The sequence below is a fragment of the Microcoleus sp. Pol11C2 genome, from assembly GCF_036701505.1.
In the GTDB taxonomy this organism is placed as follows: Bacteria; Cyanobacteriota; Cyanobacteriia; order Cyanobacteriales; family Microcoleaceae; genus Microcoleus.
Genome location: NZ_JAUBQX010000033.1, coordinates 8,884 through 29,954, shown reverse-complemented (window position 1 = coordinate 29,954; position 21,071 = coordinate 8,884). Strand labels below are relative to the sequence as shown.

At 45.4% G+C, this 21,071-nt stretch carries 11 protein-coding genes; 7 read left to right on the top strand and 4 right to left on the bottom strand.

The genetic code is table 11. The features are described from left to right. Positions 1 to 112: 112 nt before the first annotated feature. From QUA42_RS18470 to QUA42_RS18450, 5 genes are all read left to right on the top strand, one after another. Positions 113 to 349, top strand: a complete 237-nt coding sequence (locus QUA42_RS18470; RefSeq protein WP_190662788.1) for a Calvin cycle protein CP12 — start codon at positions 113 to 115, stop codon at positions 347 to 349. 400 nt (positions 350 to 749) lie between these two features. After that, positions 750 to 1,370 (top strand): DUF3177 family protein, encoded by a 621-nt coding sequence (locus QUA42_RS18465; RefSeq protein WP_333138937.1) that lies wholly within the window; start codon positions 750 to 752, stop codon positions 1,368 to 1,370. A gap of 268 nt (positions 1,371 to 1,638) precedes the next feature. Continuing rightward, positions 1,639 to 3,093, top strand: coding sequence for a hypothetical protein (locus QUA42_RS18460; RefSeq protein ID WP_333138935.1), 1,455 nt, complete (start codon positions 1,639 to 1,641; stop codon positions 3,091 to 3,093). Positions 3,094 to 3,608: 515 nt separating this feature from the next. Continuing rightward, a complete protein-coding gene (locus tag QUA42_RS18455) occupies positions 3,609 to 3,890 on the top strand; it encodes a peptidoglycan-binding domain-containing protein (RefSeq protein WP_333138933.1) in 282 nt (93 codons plus the stop codon). Positions 3,891 to 4,111: 221 nt separating this feature from the next. After that, complete coding sequence (locus QUA42_RS18450; RefSeq protein ID WP_333138932.1) at positions 4,112 to 4,384, top strand: peptidoglycan-binding domain-containing protein; 273 nt, start codon at positions 4,112 to 4,114, stop codon at positions 4,382 to 4,384. Between the two features lie 48 nt (positions 4,385 to 4,432). Here the strand turns inward: QUA42_RS18450 and QUA42_RS18445 are convergent, their stop codons facing one another. Further along, positions 4,433 to 7,828, bottom strand: a complete 3,396-nt coding sequence (locus QUA42_RS18445; protein WP_333138930.1) for an ATP-binding protein — start codon at positions 7,826 to 7,828, stop codon at positions 4,433 to 4,435. A gap of 970 nt (positions 7,829 to 8,798) precedes the next feature. On the opposite strand from QUA42_RS18445, the gene QUA42_RS18440 reads away from it, so the two are divergent. Further along, positions 8,799 to 9,098 (top strand): DUF7734 family protein, encoded by a 300-nt coding sequence (locus tag QUA42_RS18440; RefSeq protein ID WP_333138928.1) that lies wholly within the window; start codon positions 8,799 to 8,801, stop codon positions 9,096 to 9,098. A 91-nt stretch (positions 9,099 to 9,189) separates the two neighbouring features. Here the strand turns inward: QUA42_RS18440 and atpC are convergent, their stop codons facing one another. The 3 genes from atpC to QUA42_RS18425 form a co-directional block, all read right to left on the bottom strand. Further along, positions 9,190 to 9,597: an ATP synthase F1 subunit epsilon gene (atpC, locus tag QUA42_RS18435; RefSeq protein WP_006635885.1), complete on the bottom strand. Its 408-nt coding sequence runs from the start codon at positions 9,595 to 9,597 to the stop codon at positions 9,190 to 9,192. A gap of 190 nt (positions 9,598 to 9,787) precedes the next feature. Next, positions 9,788 to 11,245 (bottom strand): F0F1 ATP synthase subunit beta, encoded by a 1,458-nt coding sequence (atpD, locus tag QUA42_RS18430; RefSeq protein ID WP_006635884.1) that lies wholly within the window; start codon positions 11,243 to 11,245, stop codon positions 9,788 to 9,790. 132 nt (positions 11,246 to 11,377) lie between these two features. Continuing rightward, positions 11,378 to 12,220: a PEP-CTERM sorting domain-containing protein gene (locus QUA42_RS18425; RefSeq protein WP_333138926.1), complete on the bottom strand. Its 843-nt coding sequence runs from the start codon at positions 12,218 to 12,220 to the stop codon at positions 11,378 to 11,380. Between the two features lie 908 nt (positions 12,221 to 13,128). Between QUA42_RS18425 and QUA42_RS18420 the strand changes: the two genes are divergently transcribed. After that, a partial coding sequence (locus tag QUA42_RS18420; protein ID WP_333138924.1) for a two-partner secretion domain-containing protein occupies positions 13,129 to 21,071 on the top strand: 7,943 nt, incomplete at its 3' end.

Below are 21,071 nucleotides of genomic sequence, written 5' to 3'. Positions count from 1 at the left end.
AAGGACGTGCCGTTAGCCGAACAAGCTCACTAAACAAAGGCGCGTGCTAACATTACCTAGAAATAGGTCGGGGACAACCATATTCTCCTACACTTTCCTACCAACAAGTTTTATGACAACAACACCCGCAGGCAACATCCAAGAAAAAATTGAAGAAGAACTAGAAAGCGCTCGTACCGTCTGTGACCTCAAGGGCGCGACTTCCGGGGAATGCGCGGCGGCGTGGGACGCAGTTGAAGAACTGCAAGCAGAAGCTTCCCACCAAAAGCAAGTCAAACCTAAGAATTCTTTTGAAAAATTTTGCGACGACAATCCTGACGCTGCTGAGTGCCGCATCTACGAGGAATAAACGAGCCATTTAGCTCTAAGCCTTGCCTCCCGCGCCGAAATCTAACTTTTGGCGCGGGAGAATTTTATTTGAGGGGTTGAGCCTTGAAATAATGGTGAGATTTGCCCTCTATCCCAATACGGTTCAAATCCGCCAGCTTCCCCCTCGCCCCCGAAGGGGGACAAGAATTTGCTGTTGCGTCCCCCTTCGGGGGCGAGGATGGGAAGGAGATATCTCAGGAATAAACAGTTTTAACTCAAGCGTATTGCCGTCTATCGTGTCTCAAGTACCCTTCAAAGGGCGCCAAGTACCTTAGAAAAGGTAGCAGTAACTAAAACATTAAGACCGTGTTCTGATTGCTGATTTTTTAGCATTTTTGTAGTAAAATTTGTGACAAATAAGTGAGTATATTTTCCCAAAGATGTTGAGTCTTTTATTGGCAGCCACCGGGCCTTGGTTTCAACCGCTAGTCTGGATGGATTACCGGTTGTCTGTGTTATTAACAATTTCGATCCCGCTGGTAGTGCTGATTTGGGCGGTTGTGGCAAAAGCTGAGGCGATCGTCCGTTTGTTGATTATTTATTGGCGGGTGGCGAGTTTGCTGGCAATTACACTTTACCTGATGATGGCTGCCCTGCCTGTGAGCTTTGTATCCTCGGTGATTGGGAGGGCCTTAATTCCTGCTAGTTTGTGGTTTTGGGAGGATTTAAACGAAGAAATTGCCGATCGACCGCAGTCGCCCCTGAAACTGGCTTTTACAGCTTGGCGGTGGGCGATTACTGTTTACAGCGGTTTGGGCGCTCTAGCTCAACTTCCCTTCCTAAGCTGTGCTTTTAAATCGCAAATTGAGGTAATTGACGAACCTTTTTGCCGCATTTGGTTAGACCCACCTTGGCTCTATAAACAAATGTTTCACCCTACGGCAACTCCTCAATTTTTGGGATTGTTGGGTCTGATAGGTTTAGTTATCTATGTAATTTACTTGTCATACTTTGTGCTTATTAGACTAGGAAAACAGGGGAGGTCAGCTACCGGAAATTAAGTTTAGTTTAAGTTAGTATTTCCCTCCTCAATTGCACCTAAAGTCTTCAACAAAACACTCGAAAATTCCAAGTAAAAAAAACGGGCGCATATACGAAAGAATCGAACTAACAGCAGAGTAGCTGACGTGACGCCGCCCAAAAACGGATACAAGCCGCCGACTCCTGTCGTGGAGATATAAAAATTTTAGACTAAGGTTCAAGCTTCCAGATTGATCTGTGGAGTAAATCTAAAATCTAAAATCTAAAATCTAAAATCGACTGACAGCAATGTTATTGGGAAAGACTGTGATGGATAGCAAACAAGCCTACTTACAGTGCTTAGAAAGGCTGATTTGGGCGCTCGATCGCCTGGAAGCAAAAGTCGAACCAAGTGAACTCGCTCGGATTGCCGAACTGATTGTTCAGCCGATGATGGGGCCCTGGCGGTTTTTTCACACTCCCGAACATATTTTTGATGTGGGGGGAAAGGAAGATGCGATCGAGGTTTTGGCAGCTTTATTTCACGATACCGTCTACGTGCAAGTCGATCGCAGCATTAACTTTAACGTCAGCTACTACATCACTCCTGTTGCAAAAGAGGTTAACAAACAGCTACAAATTCGAGATCAATCTGAACTGCCAGCGGATGCTATCTTCGAGATGGTAATGCTGGTATTCAATTTTGTACCGGGCGAAGTCCTCCATCCTTTCGCGGGACAAAACGAATTTCTCAGCGCTGTCGTAGCAGCAAAAGCTCTAGAACCATTTCTCAAACGCGAGCAATTGCTTCAGATTGCAGGCTGCATTGAAGCAACAATTCCGTTTCGCGCTGCCGAGTCGGGAGTAACGGTAAGCGAGCACCTTTATAACCGCTTGCAAGCAATAAATAGCCGATTTAACCTCAGTTTGACTGATGAGGCAATGCGGGAAACGGTCAAAAAAGCTGTGCGAATCTCTAACCGGGATGTGATGAGTTTTGCTCACCATAGTTCAGCCCATTTTTTGGCAAATACTTGGAATTTACTGCCGGAAACCAATCACAATCTCATCTGCTGCGGTTTTTACACGGTTCGCGACTACCGAGTTGCTTTGCTCAAGATGGAAGGTTTTCTGAATTATCTCAAGCCAGAAATAATTTTCCGACAGTTTGAGGGATATCCAGACGATCGCACCTATCAGCGGTGGGAAACTACCGCTAAGTACAATCTCGAAATTGCGAAGCTTTATTTGGGGTGCAAACTGTCTGCCCTAGCCCTACTAGAAGCTCTTTCTTCGGATTTGGGGATTGAGGTTTCTCTGGCGATGATGATGGGAGGAATTCCCGAGCAAGATCCTAACTGCGTGCGCCTGGAAAGCTTTTTTCCAGAAATAGAGAAACCTTACCAACCTAAAATTGGTTTAGAAGCGGAAGTATTAAATTTATTAGAAAATGGGCGGGCTAAAAGCACTTCTAATACCGATTTGGAGAGTTCGCCCCTGACAACGTTTGTGGTAAAAATGGTTGGCTTTGACGAAATGTGCTATCAGTGCGATCGAGCTAAGGAATTTTTTAGAGAAAATCTAAACGCCGACGACTTTATTTCCGACTTTAACCCTATAGTTACAGAAATTGTCATTGATTCAATTCTCAAGTTGTTTGACAGCCGGAAATCTACTATTTACCGATACTATGATATCACTTCTCAGTTAAAGTCGCAACCCCAGAGAAATTTTCCCGATCGCCCTTTTCGTTCACATGGTTAACTAGCTTTAAATACAGTATTTTTGCCTCCTCTATAGAAAAAACTATTACTCAGCTTATATAAGAGTAGAAAGATTACACCGCGACACGCTTGATTGCCTCGCTTGCTCTACGTCAATCTGCCTATCCATCCCGACACCAACAGCCGTACAGGTAAGTAGGTATACGGGATTAAAGCGCATAATGTAACACTATGTAAACAGGTTTAAGTCAGCCAGTAGAGAGCCTTTGGAGACTTTGCCCTCGTTTACATAGAGGCGTTTTTTGGCGGCGACTTACTTATGGTGTGGGGCTGGTGGCAAAGATGCTAAAAGTTGATAAAAAATGGAAATTTGCTGCTGTTTGCCTTTGACAATTACTTTGTACAAGACGGATTTGATAGCGGGCTGTCACTCATCTGAGCTACCCCAGATAAGCGTCACTATAAAAAGCGACTGTTAAAGCACTTCCCCCCACAGCTACAACTGGGGAATAGCAAGTTCAAACGGCTTGCAAACCACTAATCCCCAATCAAACCATGCAAACCACAAATTCAATTTACGCTCAATTGCCTCTTTGCTCTTCACTGCCCACACTGAAACGAAATAATAGCACAACTGCCAATCAAAACGTGCGCTACCTCCAACAATCCTTAGTTAAAAACGGATATCCCGTCGCAACTGATGGATTCTTCGGCCCAAAAACCGAACAAGCAGTCATCAAATTTCAAAATGAAAATAAGATTGCTGTTGATGGCATTGTCGGCCCTCAAACTTGGAGTCTATTAGGCGCTTGTTATACAGGTGAACCCGGATGTTAAATCCAAGTTAACTAATCCTAGGCGCACGGGTAGCAAGAAACTAGGTTTTTTCACAGCAATACTTCCTTTACACCGCCAGAAACGCTAAAAAATCTGGTGATTGAGCGAAGCCGAAACCTCGTTTATGCCCGTCAAAAGTGCCTTCAGGACTATTAATTAACATCTTTTCCCCGCTGCCCTGCTTTTAAACAACTTGCAAACAACCAATGGAGACTCAAACTATGCAAACCACAAACGCAATTCACATGGAATTACCTCCCTGCCGTTATTTTCCCCTACTCAAACGCAACGATGGCGTCACCCAAAATGAGGATGTTCGCTACCTCCAGCGGCTCTTGCACGCCAGCGGATTTTCTGTAAATACTGATGGAGGATTCGGCCCCAAAACCGAACAAGCAGTCATCAATTTTCAAAAGCAACAAAAAATTGTTGCGGATGGCATTGTCGGCTCCAAAACTTGGAATAAATTAGGAGTTTGTACAACTATATTTTAAAGTTGGTGCAAGCATCTTTTAAACAGATTAGGGCGGGCAGTGCGCGCCCTATTTCTCCGTCGAAGTTTCCACCCCGCACCACCCCTCCGGGGCTCCGTACATTCGATACTTGCGAGCTCGTTTGAAATACAGCATTGCTACCCGATCGTCCGGATTGATTTGTAAAATGTTTTGAAATACTTTTTGGGCGGCAACAAATTTTTGCTCGTAGTAAAAATTGAGAGCTTCTTGAAAAATCTCCGCAGTTTGCTGCTTAAGTACAATGCTTTCCTCTGTTTCTGTCTCGTAAATTTCAAAAACAGACACAGCATTTGTCTTTCCTTTCACCATTACTCGATCGACAAATCTGTACTTATATTTTTCTGGATCGTCTAGGCGATCGATAATTGCACCGCTAACTAGAATGCCCGCACCGTAAACCTTAGTCAATCCTTCCAAACGAGATGCGAGATTCACCGCATCAGCAATCACCGTACTTTCCATCCGTTCTCGCTCGCCAATTGTACCCAACATCAAATTGCCTGCGTGTAAACCGACGCCGATCGCGATCGGAAACAAGCCATTTTTTTCTCGCTGCTGGTTGTAGATATTCACTTCTTTTTGCATATCAATTGCTGCTCGTACACCATCATCAGGAGATGTAGGAAACAGTGCCATGACTGCATCCCCGATGTATTTGTCAATAAAACCATTATTTTTCCTGATAGCCGGGCTAACTCTGCCTAAGTAAGTATTAATAAATGCAAAATTTTCAGGTGGTGTCATCTGTTCTGAAAGCGCCGTAAACGAGCGAATATCAGCAAACAGCACTGTCATATCTCTTTCCTGATTTTCGCCTAGTTTCACTTCAATAATACTCGGCTTTTCCAGCAAGTTTAGAAAATCGTGCGGTACAAACCTGCCGTAGGCTGCATTCAGTTTTGCTAGGCGAATTTGCGTGTTAATTCTAGCCAATAATTCCTTTTTTATAAAAGGTTTAGTTACATAATCATTGGCTTCTAAGTTAAAAGCTTCTACCAAGTCAGTAGTTTGATTTTTCGCCGTCAACATCAGAATCGGCATTTCTAAAGGCGAGTATTTTTTGCGAACTTCTCGACACACTTCATAGCCCGTCATCTGCGGCATCATTACGTCGAGTAAAATTAAGTCTGGCTTAAATCCTGATTCTATTATATTTAAAGCTTCTAAGCCGTTGCTCGCTTGAGTTATCTCATAGTTTGCTAGAGAAAGACTGTTGATAATGACCTGAATATTAATGGGTTCATCATCGACTACCAAAACTTTGAGTTTTTCACTTTCTAGCAAGTCGCTATTGTCTGATAGCTGAGAATTTATTATAGAGGATTGGCCCGCGAATTCAGGAGTGATTAAAATGGGAGAACCCTCGGTTAAACGGGGCTGTATGCTACTAAAATCTGGCTGACTCTCAGATACTGGCAAAGTAAAGATGAATTGGGAACCGACGCCTACAGTTGAAGATACCCCTATTTTCCCTCCGTGCAATTCAACTAATTGCTTGGCAACCGTTAACCCTAAACCAGTGCCGCCATATTCTCTAGCAGTAGAACCGTCAGCTTGTTCAAAGGATTCAAAAATTCTGTCTAATTTATCTTCGGGGATGCCAATGCCAGTATCAGATACAGTAATGGCTAATTGGGAATTAGATGGTGATTGTGCGTTGCCAGTTACCAATTCTGCGGAAATTTCTACTCGGCCACTTTCGGTAAACTTAATCGCATTCCCGATTAAGTTGTAAAGTATTTGCTGCAAGCGATTCTCGTCCGCTGCTATTGGCGGCAATTCAGGAGCAACTGAGTTAATCAATTGCAAGTTTTTTTTCCCTACTAATGGTTGAGACAAAGTGACAATTACAGAGACTATTTCTCGAAGACCGACGGACTTAATTTGCAGTTCTATAGTTTTGTGTTTGAGCTGAGAAAAATCTAAAAGATCGTTAATTAAAGAAGATAATCTTTTTCCCGATGATGTAATCAAAGCTAAGTTAAAATGTGTGGATTCTGGCAGTTGTCCGGTAGCACCGTCTATTAAAGATTCTGCAATCCCAATAATGCCGTTGAGGGGAGTGCGGAGTTCGTGGGAAGTATTGGCTAAGAATTCGTCTTTCAGTTTGTCGAGTCGCTGCAATTCGGTATTTTTAGTTTCTAAGGCAGTAAATGATGCTTGCAATTGTGCTGCCATACTGTTAAAAGCAGCGGCAAGTACGCCCAACTCGTCAGAACGATCGAGCTTTACAGTTTGGTCAAATTGTCCTTCAGACAAAGCTATTGCTGCATTTTTTAATTTTATAAGAGGTTGGATAATCCAGCGAGAAGTGATAATTCCTAACACAGTTGCCATGCCCAAAGCTGCAAAACATAGCAACACTGTAGTTCGGTTGCCGGCATGGATTTGTTGCATAAAGTCGGCTTCGGGAACGACAACGACTATCAGCCAATCTAAACTTTTGCCGTCTTGGAAGGGCAGGACTTTTAAAAATTGCTGCTGCCCGTTGAGCTCAAAATTGAGTTGCTGCGATTTGGTAATTTGATGCAAGTTGTGAAAGTGATTTTCTAAATATTTAGCTGTAGTTTGCGTTACTGGGTCGCTGCTTTCTGTAACTTTAAATAGTTCTTTTTTACCGTTTTGGGTGCGGAAAGGTTTTTCTGGTGTGGAAGTTGCCAGTAGCGTGCCGTTTCTTTCGATAATAAAAGTTTGACCAGATTTGCCTATTTTGAGGCTGTTTAAAAATTGACCGATACTGTCGAGACGCAACGCAGAAATTAATACTCCTTCTAGCTGTTTCTGGCTGTTGTAAACTGGTTGCAGGGCGCTGATGATCAATGTAGGTTCTAGTAAGGATATATAAACTGAACTCCAAGTTGGTTTGGCTGTTAGAGCCGCATAGGCGTAGGAAGGGTGCTGTCGGATGTCGAAGTTTTTGACAGAGGCTGCTACTGTGGTGCGATCGCCCATATCATTAGTATTGTAAGAATAAAAATCAAAATTTGTAGAAGGGCCCGATGCGTTAATCAATAAAGTGCCGTTCGACATCTTTTCGCCGGTGCGATATTCTCCATCTTGATTAGCGATCGACGTAAAATTGATATAGGGATATAATTGCACTTGCCGCCACAGATACTTTTCCCAAGCTGACAAGTCTTTCATGTTGACAAAACCCAGTTTCACTGCATCCAGCTTGCTTTGATTGATTTGGTGCGGAGTTTGCAGATAAGTTCTCAAATTTTGCTCGATGCGATTGCTAACCTCCCCCATCAACTGATCTGCAAGGTCATTTACTGCTCTTTGAGAGTTCCTAAATGATAAATACCCCACAATACCCACCGCTGCAAATACTTGCAAGACAAACGGAACTATGAGTACGGTTTGCAGCGTTGCTTTTCTTGAAAGTTTTGCCACTAAGTGCTTGAGAGAAAGAGTGGACATAACATTACTTTAGGTTGAAAAACCCAGTTAATACTTGGAGCGAAGGCTGAGCAGTGGTAATAATTATAAACCATTTTGTACTTAAACACAACTTACCCAAGGAAGACCCGATCTAGTTTCTAGAATCCTTAATCTTATACCAAATTATTAAAAGTCAAAGCGAACCATACGGACACGGCATTTCCGTGTCCTAATCTCCGCGCCGGACAAGGCATTGCCCTATCCCTACCGATGTTCACATACAATATATCTGTATCACTACTTTTCATCCAAAGCTTCTATCCCCGACCATCCTTCAGGCACTCAATACATTCCATTCTTTAGAGAGCGCTGGCAGTAAATTGCTGCTAACCTATCTTGAGGATTTCTTTCGCAAATCTTACTGAATAATTTTTGCGCTTCAGTAAAATTATGCTCGAAATAAAGCTCCATACCTTTTTGAAATTCAGCAGCAGTTTCCTATTTTAGTTCAATGCTTTGTTCTGTTTCTGTATCATAAATTTCAAACATCCACACGGCATATTTTTTGCCTTTTTATGTGACTCGAACGACAAATCGGCACATATATTTTTCTTGCTCTCCCAAACGCTCTAAAATTGAGCGACTAACTAGAATTACCGCCTCGTAAACAGTTATTTATTAGCTTTGAGTTGCCACTTACCAGAGATGATCTCAAGCAAAAAACTAGCATAAATAGCAGCGTATATCCCAAACCAAACGCTGTTTAATAAAAATTGAACGGGACAACGATAATTGAAACCCCATCTTTCTGTGGCTCATAGAATATCCGACAAGTATGTTTTGCCGGATGAAAACATTGCAGATGTTTTTTACAGGATTTATATTATGTCCGCTTACTTCCTGCTGTTAAAAAAAGTCGAATTAAAAATAAAAAATTAGCTATCTGTCGCTGAAATTAGCCGCCAAATTAAGCTATATTGTAGCAGATTTCAGGAAAGAGAGATTTGCTATGGCTGACTCTATTGCTCGCCGTTTGGAACAATACACGGTAAAACGATCGCACGAAGTTTTAATCGTCAAGGCCGAAATTGACGGCGAATTCGATGAAATTGCTATTTTTAAAGGCTTTTCTAGCTCCCTGACGCGATCGACCGCTTTCGATCCCGAGATTCCTGTTTTGCCCGAAGAAGCAAAAATTGTCAGTGTCGATCGCGTGGAGAGCCCCTACAATCCAAATAACCCCCGCTATCTTCAGCAGGGGTTATCTTGGGAAACAATGCAGTCTCTATTGTCCGAAGCGGGAGTTTAGCAAAACATTAGGGACACAACGTGAGAAAAACAGCAGGGACACAACATTGTTGTATCCCTACTACAAAAGCACTATGTCCTTACCCTTAGAGTTAAAGCGTGCCGCCGGCAGCTTGGAAACGAGCTCTTGCGCGTTTGATTGCTTGCTTAGCTTGAATTTGCTCTTGCAAAGTCCCGCTAGTAGCCTTTTCCAAACGAGCTTCTGCTTCGGTGTAAGCAGTACGAGCAGCTTCTTTATCAATGGTTTCGCCTTTTTCAGCGCCGTTGACAAGAATAGTAACTTTGTTTTCTTGGATTTCTGCAAAGCCGCCCATCAGAGCAATAGACACCCATTCCTTGCCGGGACGGACGCGCATCACTCCGGTATCCAAAGCTGTCAACATTGGAGCGTGACCGCTCAAGATACCCAGTTGGCCTGTGGTGCTCGGCAGAATTACTTCTTCAGCATTAGAATCCCAAACAGTTTTGTCTGGGGCCACTACGCGCACAGTTAATGTCATAAATTGTCAGTTGTCGGTTGTCAGTTGTCAGTTGTCAGTTGTCAGTTGTCAGTTGTCAGTTGTCAGTTATCAGTTGTCAGTTGTCAGTTGTCAGTTGTCAGTTGTTACCAATAACCAATAACTAATAACAAATAACTAATAACTACTGACTCATGACTCATGACTACTGACTACTGACTCATGACTAAAATTACTTGGCGTCAGCTTTCATTTTTTCAGCTTTGGCGATCGCCTCGTTGATATCGCCCACCAAATAGAAAGCTTGTTCAGGTAATTCGTCCAGTTCGCCAGCCAAAATCATCTGGAAGCCCTTAATGGTGTCTGCCAGCTTGACGTACTTGCCAGGGGAACCGGTGAACACTTCAGCCACAAAGAACGGTTGAGACAAGAACCGTTCAATTTTGCGAGCGCGAGAAACGGTCAAGCGGTCATCTTCTGACAGCTCATCCAAGCCCAAAATTGCAATAATGTCTTGCAATTCCTTATAGCGTTGCAGAGTTGACTGCACTTGGCGAGCAACGCCATAGTGCTCTTCACCGACAACGCTAACTTGCAACATCGTAGACGTAGAATCCAGCGGGTCAACAGCCGGATAAATCCCCTTCGCAGCCAAACCGCGAGACAACACAGTTGTAGCGTCCAAGTGAGCAAAAGTCGTAGCCGGTGCGGGGTCAGTTAAGTCATCCGCAGGTACGTACACAGCTTGAACCGAAGTAATCGAACCTTCGGTAGTCGAAGTAATCCGTTCTTGCAAGTCGCCCATGTCTGTACCGAGAGTCGGCTGATATCCCACAGCCGAAGGCATCCGACCCAACAGAGCCGATACCTCAGAACCCGCTTGCACAAACCGGAAGATATTGTCAATGAACAGCAGCACGTCTTGCTTGCTGACATCACGGAAGTATTCGGCCATCGCCAGAGCCGACAGGCCCACGCGCATCCGAGCACCAGGCGGCTCGTTCATTTGACCGTAAACCAGAGCAATTTTTGACTTGCTGCGGTCTTCTTCGTCAATAACCCCCGACTCGATCATTTCTTTGTAGAGGTCATTACCTTCGCGGGTGCGCTCGCCCACACCACCGAACACGGACACGCCACCGTGAGCCTTGGCGATGTTGTTCACGAGTTCCATCATAATCACGGTTTTGCCGACGCCTGCGCCGCCGAACAAACCGATTTTGCCACCGCGACGGTAGGGCGCGAGCAGGTCAATCACCTTGATCCCGGTTTCAAACACCGAAGGCTTGGTTTCCAGTTCGGTGAAAGCCGGCGGGTTGCGGTGGATGGGCATACTTTCGGAAGTATTGACCGGGCCGAGGTTGTCTACGGGTTGACCGATGACGTTAAAAATCCGCCCGAGAGTTGGGATTCCGACGGGAACTTGGATCGCTTCCCCGGTATCTACTACTTCCATGCCACGCACCAAGCCGTCGGTGGTACTCATGGAAACGGCGCGCACTTGGCTGTCTCCGAGCAGTTGTTGAACTTCGCAGGTAACGGCAACGTCTTGACCTGCTTCGTTTTTGCCGGAAATTGTGAGAGCGTTATAGATTTGGGGCAGTTTGCCGCCTGGGAATTTTACGTCTACAACTGGCCCGATGATTTGGGTGATGTAGCCTACGTTCGTTTTTTCTGCGGTGGATACCATGAATAGTGCCTTTGTTAGGATGCTATTTTTCCCGTTATGGAAAAAGTCTTAACATTTAGAAATGCTATTTCTCAGAGTACCACTGAACAGACGCACTATTTAGATTTGTATGGGGCTGGTTAATAGTCATTTTTATGGTTGCTGCCCTCGCTTTTTTTTCCTGCGAGCCGCAGCCAAAGCCCCGAGCCCCAGCATAGTCCCGAACACTGTGACTGGTTCGGGGACTGGTTCGGGGACTGGTTCGGGGACTGGTTCGGGGACTGGTTCGGGGACTAACTGAGCCGACACGGTGAAGTCTTCGAAGTCAAGCTCGCTTCCTGGGTTGGCATCGTCGAAGGAGATTTTTGTGCCGTTAGCCAGTTCGGCCATTGTAAGGGATGAAAATTGCTCTGGGCCTTTACCGCCGTTGACGTTTGCAAATGAGTCGCTGGAGTTGTAGTCGAGCATAAAGTCACCAAACACAGCAAGCTGACATCCCGCCACCCGACATTCCTCTCTTCTGAACTGGGTGCCGGGGGTCCACCATTGGGAGCTGTTCATGAAGGTACTCGACGAGACGTATTCCTGCAAAGGGCTGCCGGTACCCGTGTCGCTCCACAGCAGCAGGGCATAAATTTGATCCTGCAAAAATGTGAAGGTTTGGGTGATGGAGCCGTTTTCCGAAGTGACTGCGTTGCCGAAGGTTGCTTCCCAGTTGTTGGCAGAGCCGTTATCTGAGGGTTGAGTCTCGTAAAACAGTCTGGCGATGTTGGTGTAGCCATTGTTTGCTGACTCAGCTTGGGCCACCCACAAGCTTGACTGGTAAGGGCTGCGAGAGTTGTTAAATCTAAAGTTGATCTTTGTATCTTTATCGAACTGGATGCCGCCAGTGCCAAACATGAAAGCTCGGACGGGCGTGCAGATGCTGAGCAACATTGTGGTTGCCAAGCTGACGACTGTAAAAGATGTTTTTTTGACTAGCGTTAAGGTAGTCATAACCCTGATTCCTCCAGTATTGTTAGGTAGTAAGGCGGAAAATGCCTTAAATGCCATGTTGCCGTGACGCCAATAGACGATCGCGAGCCTGCGATATTTAGGGCGATCGTCAAACCTAAAGAAGAGGCTCCACACCAGTGAATCTACATACAGATCTCACTTAAGGGTGTTTTGGAGTAAATGAGTGCTTCTTCTAAGAGTTTTCACTGACACCAGACTCGCATAGTTTAATCTGTCAGAGCAAGATTTTCATCCTGCCTAGACTTCCAACCTACTACATTTACTTCGTTTCGGTAACAGTCTAAAGTTGAGTGCAAGACTTGCCAATATTGGCTTTCATCAAAAATACATAAAAATTTTAATCGAGCTTTATAAAGTTTTGGTAAAGTTCATCCATAAAATATAAAGTTTTTGATAGAAAGTCGGCTGTTCGGTTAGTTGCTCCTCAAAGCGCGCTCCAATATGCTCGCCGGATGCAGAAAGAAGCGGCGGCGACCGCAAGTAGGGATTTGAGCGAGTTTTTTGCCACTCTAAGCAAGCTGTATAATAGGCGAGCGGTACTTACGTAATTTTGACTAATATTCCGAGTTTTTTAAACCCCTAACCCTCCCGTTCGGTGCCATATTTTCCCCCACAGTTCCGGACGCATTAACCCGGTTTTTTAAGGTAATTGGGTCAGGGAAGCAGTGAAAGTCGAAACAATAAACCAAGTTTCATTTCCCGCGCCTGACTTCTAGTAAAAAAACTGTTTTTAAGTAAATCATAGTAATTAAAAATATACATTTCCTTTTTCAGTCCTAATTATTCGGTCACCAAGAATAGGCGGCTCCTATTGACATGAGAAATTTTTATGAGTAAAAATAGTAAAAATAAATACGATCGCACTTTAAGCACAATTTTTAAACACAATGACACCCAACAGACTACATTTGCTCGGATGGTTATTCATGGTTGCCTGGGTGAGTGCAGCAGCGGGTTCGGCAAACGCGCAACCCATTACCCCGGCACCAGACGGCACTAACACAGTTGTTACTCCCAACGGCAGCCGCTACGACATTTCCGGGGGGTCGTTGGGTGGTGATAAGGCTAACCTTTTTCACAGTTTTACTCAGTTCGGCCTCAGCGAAGGTCAAACGGCTAACTTTCTGACTAATCCCAATATTCAAAATATTTTGGGAAGGATTACTGGAGGTAATCCTTCTTTAATAAATGGCTTAATTCAAGTTACGGGTGGCAATTCTAATTTATTTTTGATGAATCCTGCCGGCATGATTTTCGGGCAGAATGCCAGTCTCAACGTGCCTGGATCTTTTAATGCTACTACGGCGACAGGGATTGGTTTTGGGAACAATCAGTGGTTTAGTGCGATCGGCAATAACAATTGGGCAACATTAATCGGGACACCGAATAGTTTTGCGTTTACAAATTTGCCAGGGGGAAGCATTGTTAATACAGGCAATCTGACGGTGACACCGGGTCAAAGTTTAAGTTTGATCGGCGGTACGGTGGTCAATAATGGTCAGCTAACTGCGCCTAGCGGCAATATTCTCATCAGCGCCGTACCGGGTAACAATTTGGTGCGAATTAGTCAAGCTGGAAATTTATTGAGTTTGGATATTCAGCCGACAGCCAATCAAGGTTCGCTGCCAAACAATTGGACGCAGCCAGTCTTATCTTTGCCGGAGTTGCTGACTGGACAAGGTGTGGCACAGGCGACGGGTTTGACGGTAAATCCCAATGGCGAAGTTGTGTTGACAGGGAATGCTGCGGTGCCTGTAACTGCGGGAACTGCGATCGCATCCGGCACTCTCAATGTCTCTGGCAACACTGGCGGCACTGTAAATATTTTAGGCGACAAAGTAGGAGTTATTGCGGGCAATATCGATGCTTCTGGGATTAACGGCGGCGGTAATGTACTGATTGGTGGAGGTTATCAGGGTTTGGGGACTATGCCCAATGCTTCGCGGACTTTTGTCAGCAGCGATTCGACAATTAATGCTGATGCTATTAGTAATGGGAATGGCGGGCGAGTTATAGTTTGGGCTGATGAGACTACTCGCTTTAATGGCAATATTACGGCCAGAGGCGGCTTATTTTCTGGGAATGGCGGCTTTGTGGAAGTGTCGGGAAAGCAATCGCTGGATTTTCAAGGATTAGTTGATTTGCGATCGACCTTTGGGATTGCTGGTACCTTATTGTTAGATCCTACTGATATTACTATTAGCACAGGTGCGGATGCAGGCGGCGAGTTTTTACCACCGGGAGAATTTACGCCATCGGGTGCTACTTCTACGATTAATAATGGGACGCTGGAAACACAGCTAGGTTTGGGAAATGTGACTATTTCTACTGCGTCGGCTTCTCCGAACCAAGGTGATATTACAGTCAACGCACCGGTTTCTTGGACGAATAGTAATTCCCTAACTCTGAATGCTAATAACAGCATACTTGTTAACAAGAATATCACGGCTAACGGCGGCAGTATCACCCTGAATGCAGATGTAGATGGCAGTGGTGCAGGGGCGATAGCCATTACCAATGCTACCATCAACTCGAACGGCGGCAACATCATTTTAGGAGGCGGCACCAACCCGTCAAATTCCCCAGCAGTAGGGACAGTGGCAAATCCCATCGGAGTTTCTCTCACCGGTTCCACCCTCAATGCCGGCACTGGAAATATTTCTATTAGAGGTCAAGGACTCGCTGGAGACAGTTTCAATCACGGCATTTCTGTTTCTACCAGCGGAATCACGACGGCTGAGACTGGAAGTATTACTCTCAATGGTATTGGCGGTAATGGAACTGGAAGCGACAACAAGGGGATTAACATTATTGGCAGCACAGTGGAATCGATCGGGACAGGGAGTATTACTCTCAACGGTACTGGCGGGAACGGGACAGATGGTAATCAAGGGATATCTATTAGCAGCAGCACAGTGCAATCGGCAGGCGGGAATGTGACTCTGAGCGGTGTTGGCGGCAATGGGACTGATGACAATCGAGGGATATCTATTGACAGCAGTACAGTACGGGCTGGGGGAAATGTCAGCCTGACTGGTAACGGTGCTGGGACTTTAACCAACAACATCGGCGTTAGAATCAACAACTCTACAGTCGAGTCAACGCCCGGGAATGGGACTGTCACCATTACCGGGACAGGGGGAAATGGGACGAGTGGCAATGAAGGGATAACTATTATTGGTTTTGGCAGCACAGTAAAATCGCAGAATGGAGATATCACCCTGACTGGAACAGGCCAGGGGAGCGCGGAAAACAACAGGGGCCTTTCGCTGCAAAGAGGGGTTGTGGAGTCCACAGGCACCGGGAATCTGACTCTAACCGGTGTTGGCGGCAATGGGACTGATGGCAATAAAGGGATATCATTAGGGATATCATTTAGTGGCGGCACAGTAAAAGCGCTCTCTGGAAATGTCACTCTGACTGGTACAGGTGGTGGGACGGGGACTTTCAACGACGGTATATTTCTAGGCGAGTCTAGAGTCAACAGCGCAGGTCTGGGAAAGGTGACGTTGACGGGCACGGGCAGTGGAGGGACGGGCAGTAATTCTGGGATCAGGCTCGACATAGGCACGATAGGATCGCAGGATGGAGATATTGCTTTAACCGGTACCGGTGTAGGGACTGAATCTAGCAGCTATGGGATTAACTTAGGCCAGGGCTACGAGAGTCTTACTAATACGGTGCAATCTACGGGAACAGGTAATATTAACCTCACGGGAAAGGCTAACAACAATTCCATTCCAATTAACATCATCGAGGGTGTAATTGATGCGGCTTTGGGCGGCAATGTCACTTTGACTGGTGATGAAATTCAACTGTCACAAAGAAGTCAAGTTAATGGTATTGGGATTATCCAGTTGCAGCCGCTTACTCCCACTTTAGATATTACTGTGGGCGGCGATACTACGGACGCTCGTTTGAATCTCAGTGCAGCGGAACTCGAACCTCCCGTATTATTGAATGGGTTTTCCCAAATGATTATCGGGCGCACGGATGGGACGGGGAAGATCGCAATTGACCCCGCTGGTGTTACTTTTAATTTCCCCGTCACAATTCAATCTCCAAATAGCGGTGGCGCGATCGCCGTCAACGGGCCAATTACCGCTACAGGCAGCGCTACACAACCCGCTACAGTGACGCTGAAGGGAGCAACACAACTGAATAACAACATTACTACTGCTGACGGGAGTATCTCGTTTCTCGGCAATGTTTTGCTCGGTAATGATGTTACTCTCAACACTCAAAAAACTCCCAACGTCAGCAGCGGTGGGGATATTACCTTTGGTGGCAAAGTTGACGGCAACCAAAAATTAAACATTAATGCTGGCACTGCTACTATCAAGTTAAGCGGGCCTGTCGGTGGTGATCCTCCCTTGGCTGCACTTGGAGTAAATCAAGCTGCCAATATTACGAGCACTGGCGCTATCAACATTACAACTACAGGCGATATTACTACAGGCAATATTACGAATCCCGGACGGGCGATCGCCCTTACCAGCACTAATGGCAATATTGATACGAGTGCAGGGGCAATTGATACCACATCCAGTACCGAAAATGGTGGCCCGATTACACTCAGTGCTAACAATACGATTAACGCTGGCAATCTTAACTCTAGTTCTAGTTCCGGTGCCGCCGGAGATATCGCGCTCGCCACTCCCAATCAAGTTAGGATAAATGGCATTGATGCTAATGGATTGCCCGATACTGGAAATATTACCATTAGCAGCAATGAAATGGGCTTTTCGGGAGGCCCAGGTTCCGTGCAGAGTAAAGGCACTTTGTCAATTCAGCCCTTTTCGCCGAATGTAGGAATCCGCTTCCAAACAGAACTTGGTGACGATCCACAGGCGATCGATATAGGAGCACCGTTTTTATCCTCATTGCGTGATGGCTTTAGTGCCATTGTTTTCGGAGGGAAGACTACTACAGGCAATATCACGGTAGAGAATTTGCCGGTATCTTTTGCAGATCCTGTGACTTTCAATACTCAAGGCACTATTTCTGTAAATCCCAATCAATCGATTTCGGGAACTAATAATGCTTCAATTACTCTGAATGCTACAACTAATAACCTGAATGGCAATATTACCACCCAATCTCAAGATATCACAATTAACGGCAATACCTTAGTTGGAGATAGCGTCTTAGTCAGCAATGGCAATTCAGCAGGTGGCAATATTCTGTTTAACAATAACATTGATGGCAGCGGCAATCTTACCTTAGAAACAGGTACTGGAAACATTGAGGTTAAAGGTTTGATCGGCGACGCGACATTATTAGGAAATCTCACTGTCAAAAGTGCTGGTACAACTACCTTTAATGCTGTCAAGGCTAGCAGTTTCACCACCAATGCTGGTGGTACAACCGAACTTAAGGGCGATGTCACTACAACCGACGCTCAAACTTATGGAGATGCAGTTACAATTGCCAATAATCCGATTCTCGCAGGCAGCGAAATTACTTTCAACGATACTGTTAACGGCAGCAGCGATTTAACGGCGAATGCAGTTACCGGTAATGTTACATTCAATGGTGCAGTTGGGAATCCCACAAATGCTCTTGGCAATTTAACAGCTAATTCTAAAGGGACAACTGCATTTAATCAAACAGTCAATGCCGCGAGTTTGACTACAATAGATGTTGGCGGCACAACTCAAGTCAAGGGAAATGTCACTACAACTGGCAGTCAAACTTATGGAGATGCTGTCACAATTGCCAACAATCCCATTCTCACAGGCAGCGACATTACTTTCAGTAATACTGTAGACGGTACCAGCGATTTGACTGTGAAGGCGGTTAGCGGTAATGTGACATTTAATGGTGCAGTTGGTGCTGCAAGTGCGATCGGCAATTTAACAGCTAATTCTAAACGAACAACTGCATTTAATCAAACAGTCAATGCCGCTAGTTTGACTACAGATGCTGACGGCACCACTCAAGTCCAGGGAAATGTCACTACAACTGGCCCTCAAACTTATGCAGATGCAGTTACAATTGCCAATAATCCGATTCTTTCAGGCGACAGCATTACTTTCAATAATACTGTTGATGGTACCAGTGATGGTACCAGCGATTTGACGGTGAAGGCGGCTAGCGGTAATCTTACCTTCAAAAGTGCGATCGGCGAAACAACTCCTCTCACTAATTTAACTGCCAACAGCAAGATATCTTTAGGGGGCAATGTCACTACAACTGCCAGTCAAACTTATGCAGATGCTGTCACAATTGCCAAAAACTCGATTATTTCAGGCAGCGGGGTTACTTTCACCAAGACAGTTGACGTAGCTGGCAATCTGGATATTGCGGCTGATAATGTCAATCTCAAAGGAACTGTAACAACCACCAATGACGGCACGCTCACAATCATCAATAAGGTAAATCTCAATATTGAGAATAACCTGAATTTAGACGGTGAATTTATTCAAAATGGCGGCGGCAATGTTGCGCTCAACGGAAATATCGCCACCACTAATGATAACATTAGTTTTAGCGATCCGGTGACATTAAAAGCTCCTGTAAATTTTACACTAGGAGATGCAACTATTGCTTTCGGTTCGAGTTTATCTGCAGGTAGTAACCCGCTGACTTTAACGGCAGGTGAAATTGATTTTTCTGGGAATGTTTCGGGTACGGGCGCGTTAACGCTGCAACCCGCCACAGCCGGACAAAATATTGCTGTTGGCGGAACTGATAACAATACTAGCGCTTTAGATTTGACGGCATCGGAACTTAATTTGATTCAAAATGGATTTAGCTCGATCGATCTCGGGCGATCGGATAGCAGTGCAAATGTTAGTATTCCCTCTAATCTTACATTTTTAGATCCAGTAAATATTCAAACGGGAACTGGTGCGCTCGCAATTGATGGAACTATTACCGGAAATGACAACAGCAGCATTACTCTCAATGCTGCCACAATTAATTTGAATTCTGGCATCAATACCAATAAAAATCCGATCGCTCTCAACGGCACAGTCAAACTCGGCAACGATATTAATCTCAGTACCGGCGGCGGAGATATTAAGATAACTGGTGCGATAGACGGCAATCATTTGTTGAACTTAGATGCAGGTACAGGCAATGTGCTGGTGCAAGGAAGTATCGGAGAACCAGCACCAGTTTCTGCTTTGAATGTTACCGCAACACAGGCGGAATTCACAGGTAATATTGCGAGCAATTCTGGTTTTAATATTGGTGCGGCGATCACTAAGTTGGGTGGCAATGTTACTACTAATCAGGGCAAGATCAATATTAACGGTGTTCTCGGGTTGACGAAAGATGCGAGATTGAGTACAGCCGGGGGGGATATTGCCTTTGGAGGTGCGATCGACAGTATTGATGCGGCCCGCAACTTAACTCTAGCCTCCGGTAGCGGCAGCATCACTTTCAACGGTTCGGTGGGGGCCACCACCAAGTTAGGAAATCTTGCGATCGAAAATGCTGGCAATGTGACAGGAAACTCGACAATTAACGCGCAACAATTGACAGCACTAAATACGGAAAAAGTCAATTTATCGGGAGATGTCACCGCCGGCAAAGTCGATATTACTGCCAAGGGCGATATAAGTGTTAAAAATATTACTACTAATGGCGGAGAAATTCTCTTTACAAGCGGTAACAATTTCACCGCAGGCAATTTGAATACATCGGCAAACAGTGGCGGCAACATAACGGTTAAGGCGATAACTTCAATTACCACCGGACAAATTAACTCTAGCGCTATAGTCGGAAATGCCGGCAATGTGTTCTTAGATCCGATCGGCGATATTCAAGTAGAGTGGATCAATGCCCAAGGCGGTACAGGCGGCACCGGTGGCGAGGTGACAGCAATCACAGGCAATTTTTTCCGCGCTACGGGTACTTTTTCCACCCCACTGTCGCCGACGGGATTTGCTAGCATTTCTACTGCTGGCGGGGCTGGTGGTGGCAAATTTACAATTGTGCACGCTGGGGGAGATGGAGGGACGCCGATTCAACCGTTTGTGGTGGGGGATGCTGCTAGCAACGGTACGGCGGGTGCAATTACAACGGGACAATCTACCATTACATCGCAGTCGTTTCCGCGTTCTAGTAGTGTTGGTAATATTGCGTTTTTGACTGATGACGCGATCGACCCGACGCCAACCGTTCCGCCCACAACGGAAACAATTCCCCCAACCGTTCCGCCCACAACGGAAACAATTCCCCCAATAATCCCGACCATAACGGAAACAATTCCCCCAATAATCCCGACCATAACGGAAACAATTCCCCCAACAATTCCGCCCACAACGGAAACAATTCCCCCAATAATCCCGACCATAACGGAAACAATTCCCCCAACACTTCTACCCATAACCGAACCCATTCCCCCAACAATTCCGCCCATAACGGAAACAATTCCCCCAATAATCCCGACCATAACGGAAACAATTCCCCCAACACTTCCACCCATAACGGAAACAATTCCCCCAATAATCCCGACCACAGTCCCGCTAGCAACTCCGCCAACAACGGAAACAATTGCGCCAATAATTGCGCCAACAATTCCCCCAATAACGCGAACCGTTCTGGCAACAATTCCGCCAACAATCCCCCCAATAACGGAAACCGTTTCGCAAATAACGGGAACCGTTCCCCCAATAACGGAAACAATGGGAACCGTTCCCCCAATACTTCCGCAAACAACGGGAACCGTTCCGCCAACAATGCCGCTGACAACGGAAACAAATCAGCAGGTAACGGAAACAATTCAGCAGGAAAATCAGCAAGTAACGGAAACAATTCAGCAGGAAAATCAGCAAGTAACGGAAACAATTCAGCAGGAAAATCAGCAAGTAACGGAAAC